The following is an 18,717-nucleotide window of genomic DNA, read 5'->3' as shown; positions in this document are numbered from 1 at the left end:
GTCAGGAGCTAGATGTACTTGCCTAAAGTGTTCTTGTTGTTCGGATATCAGCGGTCTTCGAACTTATGCCAGTGAAGAAGGCGCTTCTCGATGCGTCGGATGGCGGCAGTCAGCAGCGTGGTGAACGCTGTTAGGACCACCAGTACCGCAAAGAAATTGTCTGCCTGGAACAGGTTTGCGTAATAGGTCATTCGCGAGCCGAGACCATTGCTGCCGGATACTATCTCGGCGGCGATGACGCCGAGGAAGGAATAAATGAGTGCCAGCTCAAGCCCGGAGATAATCACTGGGACGGCGCGCGGCAGCTCAAACTTGACCAGCCTTGTCCGCCTTGAAGCTCCAAGGCTCCGTGCCAGCAGCATGGAGTCGCGGTCCGGTTGGGACATTGCCGTCAGCACCGTGGTCACCATCACGAAGACGACGACGGTAACGGCCATAGCAATCCGGGGGCCCATCCCGAGCCCGAGCCAGGCAACAAAGAGCGGCACAAGTGCGATGCGCGGCACGGAGTTGAGAGCGTTGAGTACCGGCTGGCAAGCCTCACGCAGGAGCTTCGAGCTGCCGAGGGCAACTCCAATAAGCACTCCTAAGGTGACGCCGATCGAGTAGCCGATCCCAACTTCAGTGAGCGTGTAGCCGGCATCAGTCCACACCTGTGACGTTGGCAGGATGCGCTGGAGTGCCTGGGCGACGTCCGTCGGCCGGCTGGCAAAGAGCGGATCGACCCATCCGTTGGCCGCACTCAACTCCCACGCGGCCAGGATCAAGGCGATGATCAGAATGCGGAGTGCAAGGGGCGACTTCCAAAGCGGGCGTGAATTATTGGGGGACTTTGCCGAAACTTGCTCGGTCGGCGTAGCAGTACTGATACTCATGCCTCCCGCACCTCCTCTGCGAGAGTCTGCCAGATAGTCTCATGCAGCTCGTTGAAATGGCTATTGGCCCGAAGGGCCACCGCGTCGCGCGGGCGCGGAATATCGATCCGATATGTTTCACGGATAGTGCCCGGTCGGCGCGACATGAGAAGGATCACGTCTGAAAGGGCAATTGCCTCAGCGAGATCATGAGTCACCATGACCGTCGTGACAGGTTCCTCCTGAGCGTCCAGCATGCGAAGCAGCTCTTCCTGGACGAGCACACGGGTCTGTGAGTCCAGTGCGGCGAAAGGTTCGTCCAGAAGCAGCAGCTTGGGACGGGTCACCAGTGCCCGGGCCAGGGCTACGCGTTGACGCATGCCCTGCGACAACTGGCCTCGGTAGGCATGGAGGTAGTCCCCGAGCCCGACTATCTTGAGCATTTCGGCTGCGCGGGCCCGCCGCGCGGCTTTTTTGACGCCTCGGAGTTCCAGCGATAGGGCGACGTTGTCGGTCGCGTCCCGCCATGGGAGCAGTGCATCTCGAGCGAATGCCATGGCGATCTCGGGGCGACCGGCCGCGGGTGGCTTGCCCAGCACCGAGATGGTGCCGGATTGCTGTTGTTCCAAGCCCGAAATGACGTTCAGCACAGTCGTCTTTCCACACCCGCTCGGACCCACAATGCTGACGAACTGGCCTGGCGCGATATCGAACGATACGTCGTTGACCACCCGCATCGCGGCACCGTGAGCGTTAGGGAAGGCGTGGAAGAGATTGGCCACGCTGATGGCCGCCGTCGACGCTCTGGGCTCGACCGTCTGAGTGTCCATGTTCCGATTCTCTGCTTGAGCGGATCCCACTTCAAGACTCATTTCTCCGCCACCAACTTTTCGACGGCAGCATCGTCCTGCGGCACCACCGACGCAAGTACCGCGGAGGCTGTCAGCGGCTGCGTTCCTTCGGGGAAGAGGCCGTTGTAAACCTCTACATCTCGTGGGCTCACCACTGGGCTGAGCGCCTTGATCATGGGAGCGAGGTCCCCTTCTGCTACCTGTACTCCGGCGATTTCGCTGAAGTATTTGCCGGCCTCGGCCTTATTCGCCGGATTCTTAATCCACGCGACCGCCTGCGCGATCGACCGGGCGAAGGCCTTGGCCTTTTCGGGTTTCTCTTCCAGGAACTTGTCGGACATCCATGCTTCGCTGGTGGTCGCGCCAATCAACTCTTGTGGACCGGTTGTCTGGAAATCCCACAGGATGTGACCGAGTCCCTGCTTCTCTGGACCGTATGATCCTGCGAGATCGGACTGCATGACGTCAATCTTCCCGGCCTGCATCGCGGCACGCTGGGGTGGCACACCCGGGAGCGTCTCGTACTGCATCGGGGCGCCCGCACCATCGACATACCGCTTGAAGAGGCGATCCGTGAAACCGCCAGGGGCCGCAATTGCCGCAGTCCTCCCTTTGAGTACTTTGGCCGATTCGGGATACGGCGCACTCGATTGCGGTACGCGATTGCTGACAAGCACCGTGCTGCCGCCTCCTGCGGTGAGTCCGACGACCGCCTTGGCCTTGACGCCAGAGACCACGGACTGTGTGCCCAGGAACATCGGAATTCCGACTGCGTCAATCTTCCCGGAGGCAAGGGCTGCGAGCATTGCCGGGGCAGCAGTCCCGTCGCTAACGGTGACCTTCAAGCCGTTGTTCTCGAAGAATCCTTGGTCCTGCGCGACTTTCACGGGGATAGTCTGCATGGTCTGCGGGAATGTCTGGAACGAGAAAGCGGTGGGGCCATCTGCCGACGCCTTATCGTTGCTCGGGGCGCATGCGGCAGCCGAGAGCGCCGTGGCCGCAAGTGTGACCGTGAGCGTCAGTAGATTCATTACTTTTCGGGTCTTCATTAACCCTCTCCTCTGGTCTGAATTTGAGTCGCCCCTATCGAATAGATCGCCGCGAAGATGGAATTGGGGCGGAAGCTCAGTCAGGCGACTTTGGCACTTTGACGAGCAATTGGGCGTTCAATATAAAACGGTAAAGTGACCCAGGTCTCTTGTCAAGGCTTCTTGTTGCCTCGTAGCAATTTTCGAGAAGGAGCCGCTGTCTCTTAGCACTCCTGCGGCAGTGGAGGTTGGCCGCGTGGTGGATGTTCAACGATGGCTTCGGCCGGAGTATCGCATCCTTTTCACGCCCTCCGTACAACAAGCATTACATCGTGGAGCAGAAGAACTCTTCCAGATTCCCGCGAGCGGGTTGGCTGTCGCCCTGCACTGCGATCGCGGACCGGGGATGTTCAACCGGGCGTGTGAGCCAGGTCGGGCCTCGGCGGAAAGCAGCACTAATTGAACGCGCAATATGTCAGACTTAAGTCTGCGGAGGCGAGCGAGACGTGCTCAAATGCACAGTGAGGTCCGCGCGTCTTACTTGCGCAGCTAACGAAGCTCTCGTCAGGCCGATCAGTGTTGGCACTGTTATGAGCGATTGAAGTCAAACTCGCTGCATGGTGAAGCCCATGGAACCCGGGGGGGTGAAGGGCAACTTGGTTCCGAAGCGCCGTGACGGTATCTTCGCTTGATGTGAGGATCAGGAACTCAAGGAGAATTTCCTCTCTTGGGAACAATGACCGGAATGGCACCTGAGATCGTCTTGCTCCCGCCCTTGCCGGTAGGCATCAAACAACGGGTAAACATGGTCATGCGGCCTCCTGGCCAGCGGTCTGCCTGTTGCCCCTCGAGCAAAATAAAGCGCCAGTACTTACGCGGAGTTCAGGATCGATGGTGATCTCCTGGGCGACTAACGAAGACTTGGCCGGAGCCCTTGGTCCGACGCCATGGGATACGATGGTTTTTGCTTGGATTGGGCCAGCGACGTGCGGACTAGGCCGCCGCGTCCAGAACGCTTCGTATCTTGGAGAAGAAGATGGATCGCACTGCTGACAAACGCCCTCACCTTTCCCTTCGCTGCCGGACTTCCTGTGTTCCTCTCAGGCCTGGCGGGGATCAGGCGGGTGTGGTGTGACGACACGCCCTCGTACGGCATCGCGTAAACGACGACCTGGCCGCCCACAGGGCGCGGTTTGGGAAGAAACTCGTCGCCATATCCTCGAAACCTCACTCTTACGCTTTTCCACTGGAGGATTCGGGGACACTGCAGTGAGTGCTCTGGCGGGCGACGCTGGTGTCGCCTCTGCGCTCATCTACTATTACTTTGGCTCCAAGAGTGGGTTGTTTCAATCTGTCGTTGAGACCGCGCGGATGAGACTCAAAGAGAGGGTGATCGCACCCATCCTTGCCGTTGTCGCCCACCAGGGATCCTTGGAGGCGCGCCTGACCACGCTCGTGAGCGTCCTCGCTCATCGCGGAGGCGACGACATCGGACTTCACCGGCTCATCCTCGCCGGGGATCTTGAAGCGGATATCCCCGAGGTGCTCGCAGTCCGCGAGACCATCGGTGAAGACATTCAGCGTCTGTATTGGGCGGTCGCCGGCCTCCAAGAACACAGCCCAGAAAACGACGGTGAGCGCCAGCTCGTCGGCGCGATCGAACTACTGGTCCTCGGCATCTGGTTGTTTGGGATGCGCAGGCAGGGCGTAGAGCGACTCCCGATTGTCGTCCAAGCGTTCAAGGACCTCCTTGCCGGGACCCTCTTCGAGGCTGACCACGAGGACGAGCCGCGGGGGAGCATGGAAACGCGCGAGGAGAGGCGGAGGTCATCCGAAGCACTCGATGATGACGCAGCACTTAGGGAGCGCCTAGCATCGATCGCACTGCAGCGGTTCGCATCGAGCGGCTACGGGAAGACGTCCCTGAAAGAGATCGCGACATTGGCCGGCGTGACCAGCGGCGCAATTTTCCATTACTTCGGCTCGAAAGCAGGCCTCTATCGAGCGGCCGGCGCCCTCGGGATCCAGCGCATGGTGGACCGATCTGCATTTTCAGCCTTGGCCGATGTACGCGGCGTGGGCAGCCAGCGCGGGCGTGTAAAGGAGCACTTCCAATCGATAGGCGCGACCGTGGAGGACCTCGTCGACAACCACTGGATGGGGTTGCGCGTTCAGATCGATGCTGAACTTTATCCCGCATTGGTTGAGATGCGGGACGAGTGGGCAGACGCACTTGAGCAGCACTACCACTCGGTGACCGGAGGCCGTGAGCCCACCTCGGGTTCTGGAGAGAAAGCGCCGGCGCAGGAGCCTTTGCCGGTACTCCTGGACGTGCTTACTCTCGGGACATCCTGGTATACCGTTCGCCACGGGACTGATGCTGTCAAGTCCGCGCTACTGGGCCTCGAGCGACTGATCGGCGGGGAAGGCTGAAGTTCCCTTCGCGCGACACTGCGGCGGCATAGGACCGGCAGCCAGCAGTCCACCGTCTTGCCTGAACAAGCACTATCAGGCAACGTATCCGCGCGTTATTAATGCACCGCCCGCAAGGGGCTGGATTCATTTGGCTGGGGGAAACCGGCTGGATATACACGCTTCTGGCCAAGTAATACCAGCAATTTCTAGTACCAGCAATTTCTGTCCCGCGGCTCAGTCGTCGCGGGTTCAACGTCGAGTACCTCACCCATAGACATCGCGCCTATGTCACCTACCTAGCCACTGGGCCAGTCTGAGTTTGGCGGTCATGACTCGGAAGGCGAGGGTTCGAGCGCTGAGCCGAGGGATCCAAACCCGAAGACGAAGCATCCAGCTACCAGTGCTGCGGCACTGCTCTTGGCCTTACGAGTGACTGGCAATACTGACTTTCGTGGGATCGCTTTCTGTGTCGATTGCGTGCCGATCTGTGAGGCGCTTCGGGGCAAGGGAGGCCCAAATGAGGACAAACACGGCTACAACCAGGGCGGCCCCCACAAAGATGCCATCAAATGTTTCCTTAGGAACGAATCCATCGGCACCGGGTACTAGTACGTTCAACACAATTGCGGTCGGTATCGTTCCGGAGACGTACTGGATAATGCTTTGCATGCCAATGGTCACCGCCATGTTGTCCTGGCGCCCGGCGGCCGCGACGAGTGAGTACCCGGTGGTCAAGCAGCTCAGTGTTGCGAGGGCATAGCCGAAGACCCACACCCAGGACATCCAAACCGGGCCGTTAGCGAATGCGAAACCGAGAAAGACACCAATCGAGGCGGTTCCGGAAATGATCAGAACGATCTTCGGACCCAGCCGGTTGAGTCCCCATCGAGTCCAGAGGTATCCCAGCGCGGAGCCGGGAATGATCGCGAGCAGCACGTACGTAGAGTCGAGGGCAGACAGACTGTGGCCGTACCCAGAGGACATTGGGGTCTGCAACTTAGCCGGCAGCGCGAGAAAAATGCTCACCCCGACCACGCTTACCAAGAAGATCCCGGAATATCCGATGATGGCCTGACGTCGGTCCATGTTGCGGAACGACATCAGGGGGTCCTGGCTGCGTCGCTGCTGAATCGACCAGAGAGTCAACGTCACGGCGCTCACGCCAAACGAGCCGACCACGGTGGGTGAAGTCCAGCCCAGGGCTGGTCCCTCGCTGATTCCGACCAGCAGCGCCGTGACCCAAATGCCGAGCCCCAGCGAAGCGAACCAGTTCAAGCGACCGACATAACGGGAAGCAGCGGGCGTTTCAGATGAGACAAGGGCAAGCACCAGCAGCACCGCGTACAGGGCGAAACTCACCCAGAAAACGCTCTGCCACGGCAATCCCAACCCAACAACAAAGCCGCCCACAACGAGTGCGATCGGTGAAAAGATCGCCATCACGAATGAGAGTCCTAACGAAACAATTCGGATCTGCCGAGCGGTAGCCCGTGGGCGCAGGAGCCCCCAGCTCAGAGGAAGGGTAACAGCGAAGCCCAAAAGGAATCGGCCCGCCACGAGGGGCCAAAAACCATCACCAGTCGCAGCCAAGGCGCATCCCAGCAGTGCTAGGAAGCTCAGTGCAATAAGGACCTTGCGATGCCCATAGATGTCGCCCATACGTGCAGTGAGGCCGACAGAGATGGCACTGCCGACCATCATTGCGTTAAAGACCCACCCGATTTCCGACCCCGAAAGGCCGGACTCTGCCGCTATCACCCCAACCAGCGGAGGGAGGGTGCCCCACTGGATGTCTACGGTTACGCCGCCGAGCCATACTAGTGCAACTAACGAAGTGAATCGACCGGCAAGAGCCTGGGCCGATAGAAATTGTGTCATCTTTGACCACCCGTGTTTTTGGACCCAGTAATCTCTGGAGTCATCATTTTTGAGTCAGTTGCGCAACGAAGCGAACCCCATGCGCGTGCAATTTGAAGTGTTCAGTGGAGCAACGGACTTCGGAGCGCTTACACTTCCCGGCCCGGCGTGACGCAGGTACTGGCAAGCCGTCTCGCGGCTCATCCCGTAGTCACGGGCAAGGACGGCTTTCGGTACACCGCGACCGCTGAAGAAGTTCGCGCCGGAGAGATTCCCTCGACTTTGGCATCGTAGTCAAAGGCGGTGCTCCAATGCAATACCCGCGTGGGTGCATCGATCTCACATCTGACGGCTACAGCTGGCAGGCTTGACACTTGCTTGCGCGCCGACGTCAGGTTACGATTGTCTGAATTCGATTCCATGATGACTAGTCGTTGACTTATTCGCCGCGCTTCGAGGAATGGTTCGCCATGCGGGTCTTGATGCGAATGATAAGACAGGGCTGAGGTAAAAGGCATGGGCTTGCTCAAGAACGACGTCGCATTTGTGACGGGAGCTGCTCGCAGTCAATGGCGTTTGCACGCCGTCGGCAATGTGTCAAGACGCCGTTGATCATGAACCGGGCGCTGTTCAACGTGGTCGCGCCGTACATTGACAATCCTGGCGTCGACGATGTGCATGGTGCCTTCTCCTCCCTCAACGCATTCTGACCTGCCGTGGATCGAGTCCAACGAGGTGTCGGACGCGGTCGGGTGGTTGTCATCGGATCACGCCAAGTTCATCACCTGCGTCGCGCTTCCTGTCGACGCCGGCAACATCGTCAAGAAAGGCAACTGATCTATATGATCGAGCGCGATTCCTTCTTCATCGACGGCGCCTGGCGCGCCGCAAAGTCAGACCGTAGCTTCGAGGTGATCTCGCCGCGCTCAGAAGAGCTCGTCGGACGTGTCCCTGCCGCCTCACGGGAAGACATCGACGACGCGGTCGCGGCAGCGCGCCGGGCCTTCGACGACGGCCCGTGGCCCCGGATGAGTCCTGCCGAGCGCGCCGACTACCTCATTCGCATCGCCACTGGCATCGAGAAGCGTCAGCATGAGCTGGCACCCCTGATCTCCGAAGAGCTGGGTTGTTCCATGCTCCTCTCGCAGTACTACATGACGGTAGCGCCCGTGATGAGCTTTAACTATTACGCTGAGGTGGGGCGGACGCTAGAGCTCGAGGAAGTCCGGATCAGTGATCTCACGAGATTCACCGGGGGATCAGCAGGCGGCCCCACGGTCCCGATGGCCGGCAACAGCCTCGTCGTGCGCGAGCCCGTTGGCGTGGTGGCGTCGTTCCCCGCCTACAACTTCGCGATTCCGGCGATCGGACAGAAGCTGGGTCCAGCACTGATCGCGGGCTGCACCGTGGTGATCAAGGTCCCTGAGCCCACCCCGCTTGCCACATTCGTCTACGGGGAGATCTTCGAGGAAGCAGGTCTGCCGCCCGGCGTCGTGAACATCGTTGCTGCCGAGGCGGCCGAATCGGCGTACCTGGTTGAGCACCCCGGCGTCGACATGGTCAGCTTCACCGGATCGGATGCGGTCGGCGCCAAGATCGCGGCAGCCTGTGGTGCCCTGGTGCGGCCGGTCCTTCTGGAGCTCGGAGGCAAGTCTGCAGCAATCGTTCTGGACGATGCGCGGCTGGAGGACGTCGTACCTGCGCTGGTCGGTGGCAGCGTCGGTGCCAACTCGGGACAGCACTGTGTTGCGCGGACCCGGTTCATCGTGCCGGCCGAGCAGTACAACGCGTACGCCGAGGCGCTCGCGCAGGCGTTCTCGTCCCTCAAGATCGGCGACCCTATGGACCCGGACACGGTGGTTGGCCCGCTCGTAACCTCTCGGCAGCGTGATCGCGTCGAGTCCTTCGTCGAGGAGGCCCGTGGTGAAGGAGCCACCGTGGCTACAGGAGGCCGTCGCCCCGCCGACATGTCCGTGGGCTGGTACTACGAGCCCACGCTGATCACCAACGCTCACAACGACATGAAAATCGCCCGCGAAGAGGTCTTCGGCCCCGTCGCCGTCCTCATCCCGCACGACGGCGAGGAAGACGCCATCCGCATCGCGAACGAGACCCCCTACGGCCTCGCGGGATCGGTGTTCACCGCCGACGACGCCCATGGCTTCGAGGTGGCACGGCGCATCCGGACAGGGACCTTCTCTGTTAACACCGTCACCGCCGATCTGGGTTCGCCCTTCGGTGGGTACGGCAAGTCAGGGATAGGACGCGAACACGGCCCGACCGCCGTGGACGAGTACCTCCACAGCCGCACGATCTCGATGGAGCCTGGCAAGCAACTGCCGGATGCGGTGACAAATGGGGTGCGCCGCGGTGACGGACCGGGAAGCCCTGAAGTGTAACCACACCCGTTCGGAACAGGACGACATTGGGAGGCAGAGTGGTAGAACCAACCCTAGCCACCCGAAGCCCTGTCCGTCCCCAGCCAATACTTCACAGATCAAGTCAATTCCGCCTCAGCGGGCCAATCGAAAGGGCCACCAGTGGCAATCTTTTTTAAAGCAGCAAACCTGAGCGTCTCTCCGGAGGCCGCCTGGGACATCGTGGATCGCTTCATGCGGGCCGACATCCGTGTGTTCAGCTTCATCGAAGAGAATCGCATCGAGGGTCCTGTGCGAACCGTAATCTCCAACGGGGGAGGCCTCGAGCAGCCGGAACTGAACATCACGATCGATCCTGAGCACATGTACGCTTCTTACACGGTGCTCGAATCGTCATTCTGGAAAGGCACCTATCACCATGGGTCCATGCGGGTCTTCGACACCGGTGACGGTCGCTGCCGGTTCGAGTGGATCACTGACATCGCTCCGGATTCGTGGGCGGCGGAACTCGGCGGTGAGTACATGGACATGCTGTGGTCTGATCTGGTCAAGGTCCTGGAGACCGGTGAGGAAGCACCGCAGCCCGAGGTTGCCGGCGCCTAGGTGTACTAAACCGGTTGGTTGGGACGCGGCTGGCGGGTGAGGCGCTTTTGAGTGCGGTTTGAGGCCTGGCCCGATTGTTGTGCTCGATGAAGTCCTTCTGAGAGGAAGGGCCAAGCGTAGGCCCACTCTTCCAGGAGGATGCGGTTTGGGGCTGAAGCGAGTTACGCGGTCTGCGGCGGGGAAGCGTTGGGGGCAAACCGATTTTCGCGCTGGTTCTCGGAATTAAGGACAACATAGGCCTCCGGGTGCCGACAGCCACCAGCGGGAACCGCAGTTCGCTTGTTAGAAGGCGTGGCCCGTTCAAGAATTCTGTGCAGGACAAGGCTCGGCCGGGCCAGCACATGCTCGACGCTTACTCCTTTCCGCGCATGTTAGCCGTTTCCACGCTTTCCGTTACCCGCAGTTGGGTTCCGTGGTGGAACTGCATGCCCCTAGGGCAGCCCTTGAATGATTGCCTTGGTACCGGAGATGTCAATAGTGATCAGGCTTTCTGCCATGCGGACATTTGTGATTTGCAGGTCGCCGTAGGATTCGGGGAGCGCGGGACACAACCAAAGGCCACCGCGAGAGACGTCGGCGTAATAGCCGATCAGCGCCTTGATCAGCATGATGGGCGTGGTAGTAGCCCAGGCATGGGGGAGCATGCTGTGGCGTAAGATATGCGTTCATCAAAGTGCTCGCGGCTGAATCCGCAACACAGCTCCGGCAGCCTCCTTTCCGAGTATTCGGCCGCCTCAAACAAGGCTGTGGAGATCCACTGCACCTGCTCGATGTAGCCGTAGCGAAGGAGTCCGGACGCGATGATCGCGTTCTCGTGGGGCCACACCGATCCGTTGTGGTACCTTGCGACGTTATAGGTCCCATGCTGGCCAAGGTTCGTAAGCCGCAGCCGCTGAACATCACCGGGGACATGTGCCGTTCAGCCAGCTGCGCGTTGTTCATCATCGATGATGCCTAACAGCAGGCATTGCCCCATGTTTGGAAGCACTCGCTTCAACCGGCCGCTTCTTCCGTCTACGGCGATGGCGTAGTAGCCGGAGGTCGGGCAACCAGAACTGCTCGTTAAACTGCTTCTTCAGCCGCGGCCCCGAAGTCCCGGTACTCGGCCGCAAGACCCTTGTCACCGGCGTCGTACGCTATCCAGGAGCTAGGTAAATAGGCGCCGTAGACGTAACCCTGAACTTCGCAGAGCGCACGCGGGGAATGAGGCCCGCGGTGGTATCGGTGGCATATCTCCGGCAGCTTACTTCACCGAACAACGCGACAAACTTCGGTGTCGCATCAACGCTGCCGTAGTAGGCGGACTTGCCGCCAAGCGTCAGCGCGTTGGAGACATCGAGCCTTACCTCGCGCAGGATCTTCCCTGGCACCTCCTCGCTCCGCTCATCCACGAGGCTGCCTTGATGGTCCGCCCGCAACTGAACGGTACTTAAAGCCAGAGACGGATCCACAGGCAATGCCATAAGTGCCTATAGTGAGTCCCAGCCGAACCGTGCCATAAACCACGGTTCACCGGCGGCGACCACGACGCTCTCCGGCTTGTGGGGATCCTCAAAACGGAGTGACCCAAGAACATCGTAACTTCGGGGAAGGGACCGCTCCATTGATTGGTTGCCCACGTGCACCATTGGAATTTTGGACACCCATTGCCGCCGGCGAAGGTCCCGTGGAGACAAACGGCTCTCATCAGGCGGAAGAATGCTTGCCACTGATCGGCTTCCTTGCTGCTGGAAGATCTTTCGGCAGGCGCTGGAGGTTGCCCTTCGCGGACAGGTTGCCCCAGTGGTTTAGGTAGTCACCTGCGTCGTAACCGATGACCCGGAGCATGGCCCTAGCCCGCGGTTGGGCGCGGTCGCTAACGACGAAGGTTGTGGAGCCTGAAGCCTCGATTGGGTCTGATCGAGGGGTGCCCGAAATCGTCCTTCCGTCCTCAACTCGCGATTCTCTCGACCTAGTTCGCTGCCTGGGCTTGTTCCTAAGGCGTCAGATCGGGCTCCTTCAATACTTATTCGAGGACCGCGGTCTTGAGGCCGCCATTAGTCCCACAGCAACACAAGCCAGAACCGCTGGCTGGGAAGATAGATTACGCCAGGCGTGGCGGGTCCCTCGTTGGACCAGACAGTCGCCACGAGTGAGCAGCTCGCGCCTTCCCTCGTCCAGTTCAAGCACAATCTCACCCTCGACGACGAAAATGTAGTCATAAGTGGAAGACGTGTGGAATGACGCATCACCATCAGTCTCGTGCGTATCTGCAATACCGAGAAGGTCTCCAGACGACTCACCCTCGCGGTCGGCTACATCGGTAACCGACGAATCAGGCGGAAGCGAGAAGACCGGGAAGCGCGTCCCCCGGGGCCTGGGAAGTTGGGGGAAGCCACTGGTTCCGCGGGATCGTGGAAGCCAGGGATACCGTCTGATGTACCCCAGACCTGCCACAGCGTTCCAGTGCGCTCCTTGCCCTGGTCCCCGACTGGAGTTCGTACGAATACGGGCTCTATCGTGTCGGTCGAACGGAACCTGGAAATACCGGCACTATCTACTTCAGTTATGAATGCCCTGATCGACTCAATCACGCTGAGTCTCCAATTTTAGATTCAATGCCTATTTCTGGACTTTCTGGGCGAAGCTGATGTCAACGGCGTCAGCGGCAGAGACAGTCAGTGTTCCTTGGGTGTTTGCGCAAGGCATCCGACGATGCGTCGGAAGTTAGATAGCTGTCCGGGAACAGGTGTTCCAGGCCGGAGATCGTTTCGTTATAGACCTTGTCGTCCATCTTTGGTCCGACAAGTTTCTTCAGCGATGCCGCATCCTCGGGCGACAAGCCCTTGAGCATGGCCTGCTGCGTTTCATGGAAGGCGTCGAGGAAGGACTGAATCATCTCTGGGTGATTCTTGATGGTGTCCGCAGTGGTCAGGATGCTCTGGTAAGGAACGGCCCGGAGGGCCTCGATGCCCTTCATCGCGGGCAGGTCCCAGATCACGCCGACACCCTGGGCTTTCGCTCCGGCCGCCGCTCCTCCAAGACTGCTGGCGATTCCATCCATGCTTCCGTGGGACAGCGCTGCGAGCTGGGACGCGACGTCGGTCATCGGCGATAGGGTGATGTTGTCTCGCTCAGGATTCAACCCGAATTCTGATAGCAGGTACCGGTACGAGGTCACGACGGCTGACCCGGAGCCGAATGTGGCCAGGGTCAGTCCCGCGACCCCTGTGATCTCCACCACGTAATGGTAGTACGGATTGGATACGATGTCAAAGACTAGTCAATACGAATTCAAATGCCCCTGCGTTTCGGTTAAGATGGCGCGTACGGCGTTCGCCGCCACATGCTGACCGGCTAGGATCGGGCGCACAGAAGGGACCGTAAACATGTCAGAACGCACCATCCGCACCATCGCGGAAGGTTTCACCTACCTTGAGGGACCTCGGTGGCACAACGGCGAGCTGTGGTTCGTCGATTTCTATACGAATAGTGTCAATCGCGTCGATGCCGCAGGCGCGACTCAGAAGATCTGCGAGGTAGAGGGGCAGCCTTCCGGCCTCGGATGGCTTCCTGACGGCCGAATGCTCGTTGTGTCGATGAAGGACAAGCGTGTCCTGCGAATGGAAGAGGATGGGGTACTGGTGGAACACGCCGATATTTCTGACCTTTGTCCCGGCCACGCAAACGACATGGTGGTTGCGCCCAATGGGAACGCCTACGTCGGTAACTTCGGTTTTGATCTTATGGCCGGGGCCGATCACGAATTCACGACTTTGGTCCTGGTCCGCCCCAATGGCGAGAGCGAAATTGTGGGGAAAGATCTTTCGTGCCCTAACGGAATGGTCATTTCCGCCGACGAGCAGACGCTCATTGTGAATGAACTCTTCGGCAACCGTATCTCGGCATTTGACATCCTTGATGACGGAACTCTGGGCGCGCGCAGGGATTTCGCCAATTTCGGGGACCTTGGCGGCGAGCCGAGCGTAGCCCGAAGACTCGAACTTTCGAGGATTGTCCCTGACGGTTTGGCACTCGATGCCGAGGGCGCGGTGTGGATTGCTGACTGCGTCAATCAGCGTGCATTGCGCATCCTTGAGGGCGGGGAAATCGTTGATGAGGTAAGCACCGCTCCCAACGGAGTTTTTGCCGTTGCCCTGGGCGGTGACGAAGGGCGCACTCTCTTCATGTGCGTCGCCCCCGACTTCAACTCAGCAAAGCGCAGCGCCGCGAGGGAGGCGTTCATGGCGGCCGTGGACGTGGAAGTCCCGCACGCTGGAACACCTTAAGGCCCAATACGCAAACCTGCATTCACAGAAACGCAAACCGGGACCATCAACCCAGGCACTGTTGAATACCTATTGGCCAACAGAAGGCCGGCACCCCAGTGAACCCACGAATGACCGCTATGTCTATCGTCGCTCATGCCCATCAATTTGTCGTGGGTGGCGATACGCATGCCCAAAATCATGTCTACGCCATCCTCGACGCGACAACTGGATAGGCAGTCATTCCCGATCACCGCAGCCGAGATCAATCGGGCCATCACTTGGGCTGCACGCCGTACCAACGCTGACGCGGACACCCTCTGAGTCATCGAAGGAGCCGCATCCTGCGGTGCGATCCTCACCTGCACCGTGGCTACCAACGAGTTCCCAGTTGCCGCGGCCCCATGGGATGTATGCCAATAGGAGCCGCGGCGTGGGCAAGTCAGATGTCCTGGACGCTCCCCGGATCGCCATGGCCGTTCTGCTCCTGCCGGTGGACTGGCTACCCCGACCACGCCTTCATGACGGCGTCCCAGAGCGTGCGGATCCTGGTCGCGGCGCTGGGATCCATGAGCAAGGGCCGGACCCGGTCGGACAACGCGCTCAAAGGCTGGTGCGCGGCAACGACTTGGGCATCGATGCCCGCCAAAAGCTTACAGACGCCCAGATCACCGAAGTCTCAAAGTAGCGTTCCCGCGAGGAAGAGCTTTCCTTGTCCATGGCCCGTTTCGAGGCCGTGCGGCCTGGCCAAAGACGTTCTGGCGCTGGATGAGCAACTCACGGCCAACGAGAGCCAGCTGGACGATCGGGCGAAGGTCAGCGAGGCCGCACCGCTGCTTGAGGAGACGGGGTTCAGGGCGATAAGAACTGCGAAGTGCCTCGGCGCGTGGCTTACGTGGGCACGCTGGGTCACGAGCTGGAAGCCCCCATCCATTGCCTTCACGATCACCTTCGAGAGCCAAATCAACAAACAAAGCCCCAGGCGGGATCCACCGGTAATCTGACACCCTCAAACAGCGCCATCACGATTCGAGTGTTCGCTGATCCAATCAACGCATCGGAGATAGCCGCGTCAGGCAGCAGCCCGGCGCTCGTCCAGGGCAACTCCGCGGATGGCTTCACTTCAAGAGGCCACCGCGCCTTTAGGTGTTGAAGACGCGGTGCAGTTGAACCATGTAGTCCTCACCTCTCACGGAGGTAGGGTCGTTCAGAATTTCACGGTTCACCTGGATCATCAGGTCACGTCGAAGGATAGACCGCGATTTGTCGGCTGCCGCAAGGGCCTCCGCGATCTTCTCCTTGGGGAAGTCCGTGCAGTAGACGGGAGTGCCTGGCTGCTGTCGCCACGATTGCTCGAGTTGGCCCGCGTCGAATGCATCGAAGCCTGTCTCCTCGACCAGCGACATGACCAAGGCGCGCTGGGCGTCGCTGTCGCTGGCGACGGGAATGGCAAGACGGTCTGGATGACCCACGGGCGCTTCTTTGGAGTCGAACGAGCCAGTGTTGATGGCGTTCCACGCCTTGTTCACCTTGCGGCCGAACTGCTCGCTGACCCAGAGACTCTGCACCTGCCCCTCGTCGACCGCGGCGATGTTTCCGTCGCGATGGGGGTAGTAGTTCGAGGTGTCGATGACCACTGCATCGTCGGGAAGCTGTTCGATCAGCGGCCTGAGGTCAGGTATCCGCGCAAAGGGGACCGAGGTGATGAGGACGTCGACTCCATCGACGACTTCGCTCGCTGTGACGGCCGTTGCGCCGCTGTTCAGCGCGTTGGGCGGCACCGTTTCGGGGCCACGGGAGTTGGCGACCTTGACCTGGTGACCCGCCGCGGCGAGACGGTGGGCCAGGGTCGTGCCGATGTTGCCGGCACCCAGAATTCCTATACGCACTTTTTTCTCCTTGCTAGTGATCACTCTGATGAAGAGATACCGATTACGACGCGGATCGACGCCGCAAAGTTATTTGGTGAAGAGCCAAGATCGCCCGGACGGTGAACTCGTCGCGCCACAGAAGGTATGAGCACCACTACCCTTGTGGCGTTCTGTACCTTCTATGTGGTCCCAATCCTGGAAGTGCACTCGCGATCGCTGTACACCAACGACGACGTCTTGATCCATGAGTTTTCTATTTGGTTGTGCTTAATTGTTGGGGTCCAGTTGTGTGACTTGATTGCCAGGCGCCACAAAAATCTTGGAATCGCATCCACCAAAATATGGTATCGTATCCAGAAGCGAAAATCGAGCTCCTGATCTATGGGTTCGACCGCGCCATCCTTCACCTGTTGGGCGCCGCGCAGGCGGCGGCCGGGGCGTGGACTCCGGTGGCCGAGATGGACGCCAAGTACGTTAAGTGACTGCCTGGTGATCATGGATTCACTGGCAGGCAAGAACCTCGCTGGGCCGGGGCGGCAGCAGAGCTTGGTCTGGTTGATGCCGTACTCCCGGAACACGGGTTCCTGGCGGCGTCGCTCGTTTCGCCGCACGCGTTCTCGCTACCGTTCAAGGAGAAAAATGAATCGCAGTACTGATGTTGTCATCGTCGGGGCCGCTCGTACACCACAAGGCAGGCTGATGGGCCAGCTCGCTGCACTGTCCGCCGTTGAACTCGGCGGCGCTGCGATCGCAGGGGCGCTGGACAAGGCGAAGATCGGTCCTGACGCCGTTGACGCGGTCATCATGGGACATGTCCTCCAGGCGGGAGCCGGACAGAACCCTGCCCGGCAGGCTGCCGTGGCAGGAGGTATCCCGATGAGCGCTCACGCAGCAACCGTCAACAAGGTCTGCCTCTCCGGGCTGAGCGCCATCATCGATGCTAGCCGGATGCTCCGGCTGGGAGAAGTCAAGATGGTAGTCGCCGGCGGCCAGGAGTCCATGAGTAACGCCCCGCACCTCTTGCGGGGTTCCCGAGTCGGGCACCTTTACGGTGACACTGCGCTGATCGACTCCGCGGCCCATGACGGCCTTACGGATGCCTTCGACCAAGAGGCAATGGGACTGGCGACAGACCGGGCCAACGATGCCTTGAGTATCCTTCGTGCCGATCAGGACCAAACCGCCGCCGACTCCCACCGCCGGGCCGCGGCCGCCCAGGCCGCCGGGCTCTTTGACGCCGAGATCGTCCCGATCAGGGTGTCCCGGCGTGGCGGAGAGGTCGAGCTCGTAGGAAGCGACGAGGGCGTGCGCGCCAACAGCACACCTGAATCGCTCGCCGGTCTGCGGCCGGCCTTCTCCCAAACCGGCACGGTTACCGCAGGCAACGCCTCCCCGTTGAACGACGGTGCCGCCGCCGTCGTCCTGACTACCCGCAGCTATGCAGAGAGCCATAGCCTCAGGATCCTTGCGACCGTCGGTGCCCCGGGACAGTGCGCAGGCCCGGACACCTCTCTGTCAGACAAACCTGCCCGCGCTATCAACAAAGCCCTTGAGACAGCAGGCTGGACCGTGGAAGACCTGGACTTCGTGGAGATCAACGAGGCTTTTGCCTCCGTAGCCCTGCACTCGGCCGAGCAGTTAGGTCTCACCATGGACAAAGTCAACGTCAACGGGGGAGCGATCGCCCTCGGCCATCCCATCGGCGCATCCGGTGCCCGGGTCGTCGTCTCCGCCGTGCACGAGCTCCTGCGCCGCGGCGCTGGTAAAACAGCCGTGGCGCTGTGCGGCGGCGGAGGCCAGGGCGAGGCACTGCTGCTATCCCGCTGACCTACTGCTTTTCCCCCTGGTTCATCGTGCTGGAACCCATCAAGCCGTCGGTCGTACAGCACATCAGTGTCCGCCCGTAGCGGTCGATGGGCAGGCAGCTCCAGGTCGAGATCATGAGTCTCCTTTGGTGACTTCGATCAGGTCCAGCAGTCGATGTCCTCACGTGTCAACGTCCTTGTTGACTGCCACTGGTACGTAATGCAGCAAGCCAAGGGAACGAGATTAGCTCGGCTGCTTCCTCAGGCCTAAGTCGACCTAATGGGATCTTCGCAATCACACCTCCAGGACATCTGGGTCAGCGTCGCGAAGACAAGCTCGATTTTCAGTTCTGGATACGATACCATCAAGCTCGTGGATGCGATTCCATTCGTTTATTGATGATGCAGCTGGTCGCGTGGTGAGTGACGTGTGATTGGCGGAGAGGAAGGCGCCCATGGCGTCGACAACTGACGACTGGTCAACGGACATAGCGGAAGTGCGAGACGACGACGTTCTCATTCGCGGCCACCTGCTGACCACGATGATTGGCAAGCGCAGCTTCGGTGAACTGGCATACCTCCTCATCAGCGGCCGGTGGCCAACGAATGGCCAGGCCCACGTCCTGGAGGCCATCATGGTTTCGGTCATGGAGCATGGCATCTCACCAACGACCACGGTCACGCGAATGATGGCCTCGTACGGGAATCCTATCCAGGTAGGAATCGCTGCTGGGATGCTCACCATCGGTGATCACCATGGCGGCGCCGGAGAACAGATCGCCGGGTGGCTCCGGGAAGCCGTAGCCGG

General features: G+C 60.2%; 18 protein-coding genes. 8 read left to right on the top strand and 10 right to left on the bottom strand.

Features of this window, described 5'->3' with window-relative positions:
• Positions 1–47 precede the first annotated feature (47 nt).
• The 3 genes from AC1DD5_RS23205 to AC1DD5_RS23195 are packed head-to-tail and all read right to left on the bottom strand — an operon-like array spanning position 48 to position 2,754.
• The gene (locus tag AC1DD5_RS23205) at positions 48–875 is read right to left on the bottom strand and encodes an ABC transporter permease (RefSeq protein ID WP_477518852.1); all 828 of its coding nucleotides are present in this window, start codon (positions 873–875) and stop codon (positions 48–50) included.
• Positions 872–1,684: an ABC transporter ATP-binding protein gene (locus AC1DD5_RS23200; protein WP_477518851.1), complete on the bottom strand. Its 813-nt coding sequence runs from the start codon at positions 1,682–1,684 to the stop codon at positions 872–874. The genes AC1DD5_RS23205 and AC1DD5_RS23200 overlap by 4 nt, the downstream gene beginning before the upstream one ends.
• A gap of 38 nt (positions 1,685–1,722) precedes the next feature.
• On the bottom strand, positions 1,723–2,754 hold the full coding sequence (locus tag AC1DD5_RS23195; protein WP_477518850.1) for an ABC transporter substrate-binding protein: 1,032 nt from the start codon (positions 2,752–2,754) through the stop codon (positions 1,723–1,725).
• A gap of 1,110 nt (positions 2,755–3,864) precedes the next feature.
• Between AC1DD5_RS23195 and AC1DD5_RS23190 the strand changes: the two genes are divergently transcribed.
• A complete protein-coding gene (locus tag AC1DD5_RS23190) occupies positions 3,865–5,166 on the top strand; it encodes a TetR/AcrR family transcriptional regulator (protein ID WP_477518849.1) in 1,302 nt (433 codons plus the stop codon).
• Positions 5,167–5,571: 405 nt separating this feature from the next.
• Here AC1DD5_RS23190 and AC1DD5_RS23185 read toward each other — a convergent pair whose 3' ends face one another.
• The gene (locus tag AC1DD5_RS23185; protein WP_477518848.1) at positions 5,572–7,026 is read right to left on the bottom strand and encodes an MFS transporter; all 1,455 of its coding nucleotides are present in this window, start codon (positions 7,024–7,026) and stop codon (positions 5,572–5,574) included.
• Positions 7,027–7,847: 821 nt separating this feature from the next.
• On the opposite strand from AC1DD5_RS23185, the gene AC1DD5_RS23180 reads away from it, so the two are divergent.
• Entirely contained in the window at positions 7,848–9,404 is a 1,557-nt protein-coding gene (locus AC1DD5_RS23180) for an aldehyde dehydrogenase (protein WP_477518847.1), read from the top strand.
• 141 nt (positions 9,405–9,545) lie between these two features.
• On the top strand, positions 9,546–9,986 hold the full coding sequence (locus tag AC1DD5_RS23175) for an SRPBCC family protein (RefSeq protein WP_477518846.1): 441 nt from the start codon (positions 9,546–9,548) through the stop codon (positions 9,984–9,986).
• A 431-nt stretch (positions 9,987–10,417) separates the two neighbouring features.
• On the opposite strand, the gene AC1DD5_RS23170 is transcribed toward AC1DD5_RS23175, so the two are convergent.
• From AC1DD5_RS23170 to AC1DD5_RS23155, 4 genes are all read right to left on the bottom strand, one after another.
• A complete protein-coding gene (locus AC1DD5_RS23170; RefSeq protein WP_477518845.1) occupies positions 10,418–10,630 on the bottom strand; it encodes a hypothetical protein in 213 nt (70 codons plus the stop codon).
• A gap of 492 nt (positions 10,631–11,122) precedes the next feature.
• Positions 11,123–11,377 (bottom strand): hypothetical protein, encoded by a 255-nt coding sequence (locus AC1DD5_RS23165; protein WP_477522859.1) that lies wholly within the window; start codon positions 11,375–11,377, stop codon positions 11,123–11,125.
• Between the two features lie 607 nt (positions 11,378–11,984).
• A complete protein-coding gene (locus tag AC1DD5_RS23160) occupies positions 11,985–12,422 on the bottom strand; it encodes a cupin domain-containing protein (protein WP_477518843.1) in 438 nt (145 codons plus the stop codon).
• Positions 12,423–12,627: 205 nt separating this feature from the next.
• On the bottom strand, positions 12,628–13,206 hold the full coding sequence (locus AC1DD5_RS23155) for a substrate-binding domain-containing protein (protein WP_477522858.1): 579 nt from the start codon (positions 13,204–13,206) through the stop codon (positions 12,628–12,630).
• A gap of 148 nt (positions 13,207–13,354) precedes the next feature.
• On the opposite strand from AC1DD5_RS23155, the gene AC1DD5_RS23150 reads away from it, so the two are divergent.
• Both AC1DD5_RS23150 and AC1DD5_RS23145 read left to right on the top strand, forming a co-directional pair.
• Positions 13,355–14,254, top strand: coding sequence for an SMP-30/gluconolactonase/LRE family protein (locus AC1DD5_RS23150; RefSeq protein ID WP_477518841.1), 900 nt, complete (start codon positions 13,355–13,357; stop codon positions 14,252–14,254).
• Positions 14,255–14,666: 412 nt separating this feature from the next.
• Entirely contained in the window at positions 14,667–14,921 is a 255-nt protein-coding gene (locus tag AC1DD5_RS23145) for a hypothetical protein (RefSeq protein WP_477518840.1), read from the top strand.
• Here the strand turns inward: AC1DD5_RS23145 and AC1DD5_RS23140 are convergent.
• Positions 14,913–15,176, bottom strand: a complete 264-nt coding sequence (locus tag AC1DD5_RS23140) for a hypothetical protein (protein ID WP_477522857.1) — start codon at positions 15,174–15,176, stop codon at positions 14,913–14,915. The two genes, AC1DD5_RS23145 and AC1DD5_RS23140, sit on opposite strands and share 9 nt — an antisense overlap.
• Before the next feature lie 199 nt (positions 15,177–15,375).
• On the bottom strand, positions 15,376–16,122 hold the full coding sequence (locus AC1DD5_RS23135) for an NADPH-dependent F420 reductase (RefSeq protein WP_477522856.1): 747 nt from the start codon (positions 16,120–16,122) through the stop codon (positions 15,376–15,378).
• Between the two features lie 323 nt (positions 16,123–16,445).
• Here AC1DD5_RS23135 and AC1DD5_RS23130 point away from each other — a divergent pair, with 323 nt between their 5' ends.
• The 3 genes from AC1DD5_RS23130 to AC1DD5_RS23120 all read left to right on the top strand — a co-directional run.
• The gene (locus AC1DD5_RS23130) at positions 16,446–16,586 is read left to right on the top strand and encodes a hypothetical protein (protein ID WP_477522855.1); all 141 of its coding nucleotides are present in this window, start codon (positions 16,446–16,448) and stop codon (positions 16,584–16,586) included.
• 157 nt (positions 16,587–16,743) lie between these two features.
• On the top strand, positions 16,744–17,931 hold the full coding sequence (locus tag AC1DD5_RS23125) for an acetyl-CoA C-acetyltransferase (protein WP_477522854.1): 1,188 nt from the start codon (positions 16,744–16,746) through the stop codon (positions 17,929–17,931).
• A 433-nt stretch (positions 17,932–18,364) separates the two neighbouring features.
• Positions 18,365–18,717 (top strand): citrate/2-methylcitrate synthase (locus AC1DD5_RS23120; protein ID WP_477522853.1); only part of this gene is annotated, 353 nt, incomplete at its 3' end.

Source organism: Paenarthrobacter sp. 10L420 (assembly GCF_056395385.1).
Note: the sequence above shows the minus strand (reverse complement) of the source record. Positions and strands in the feature narration are given on the sequence as shown.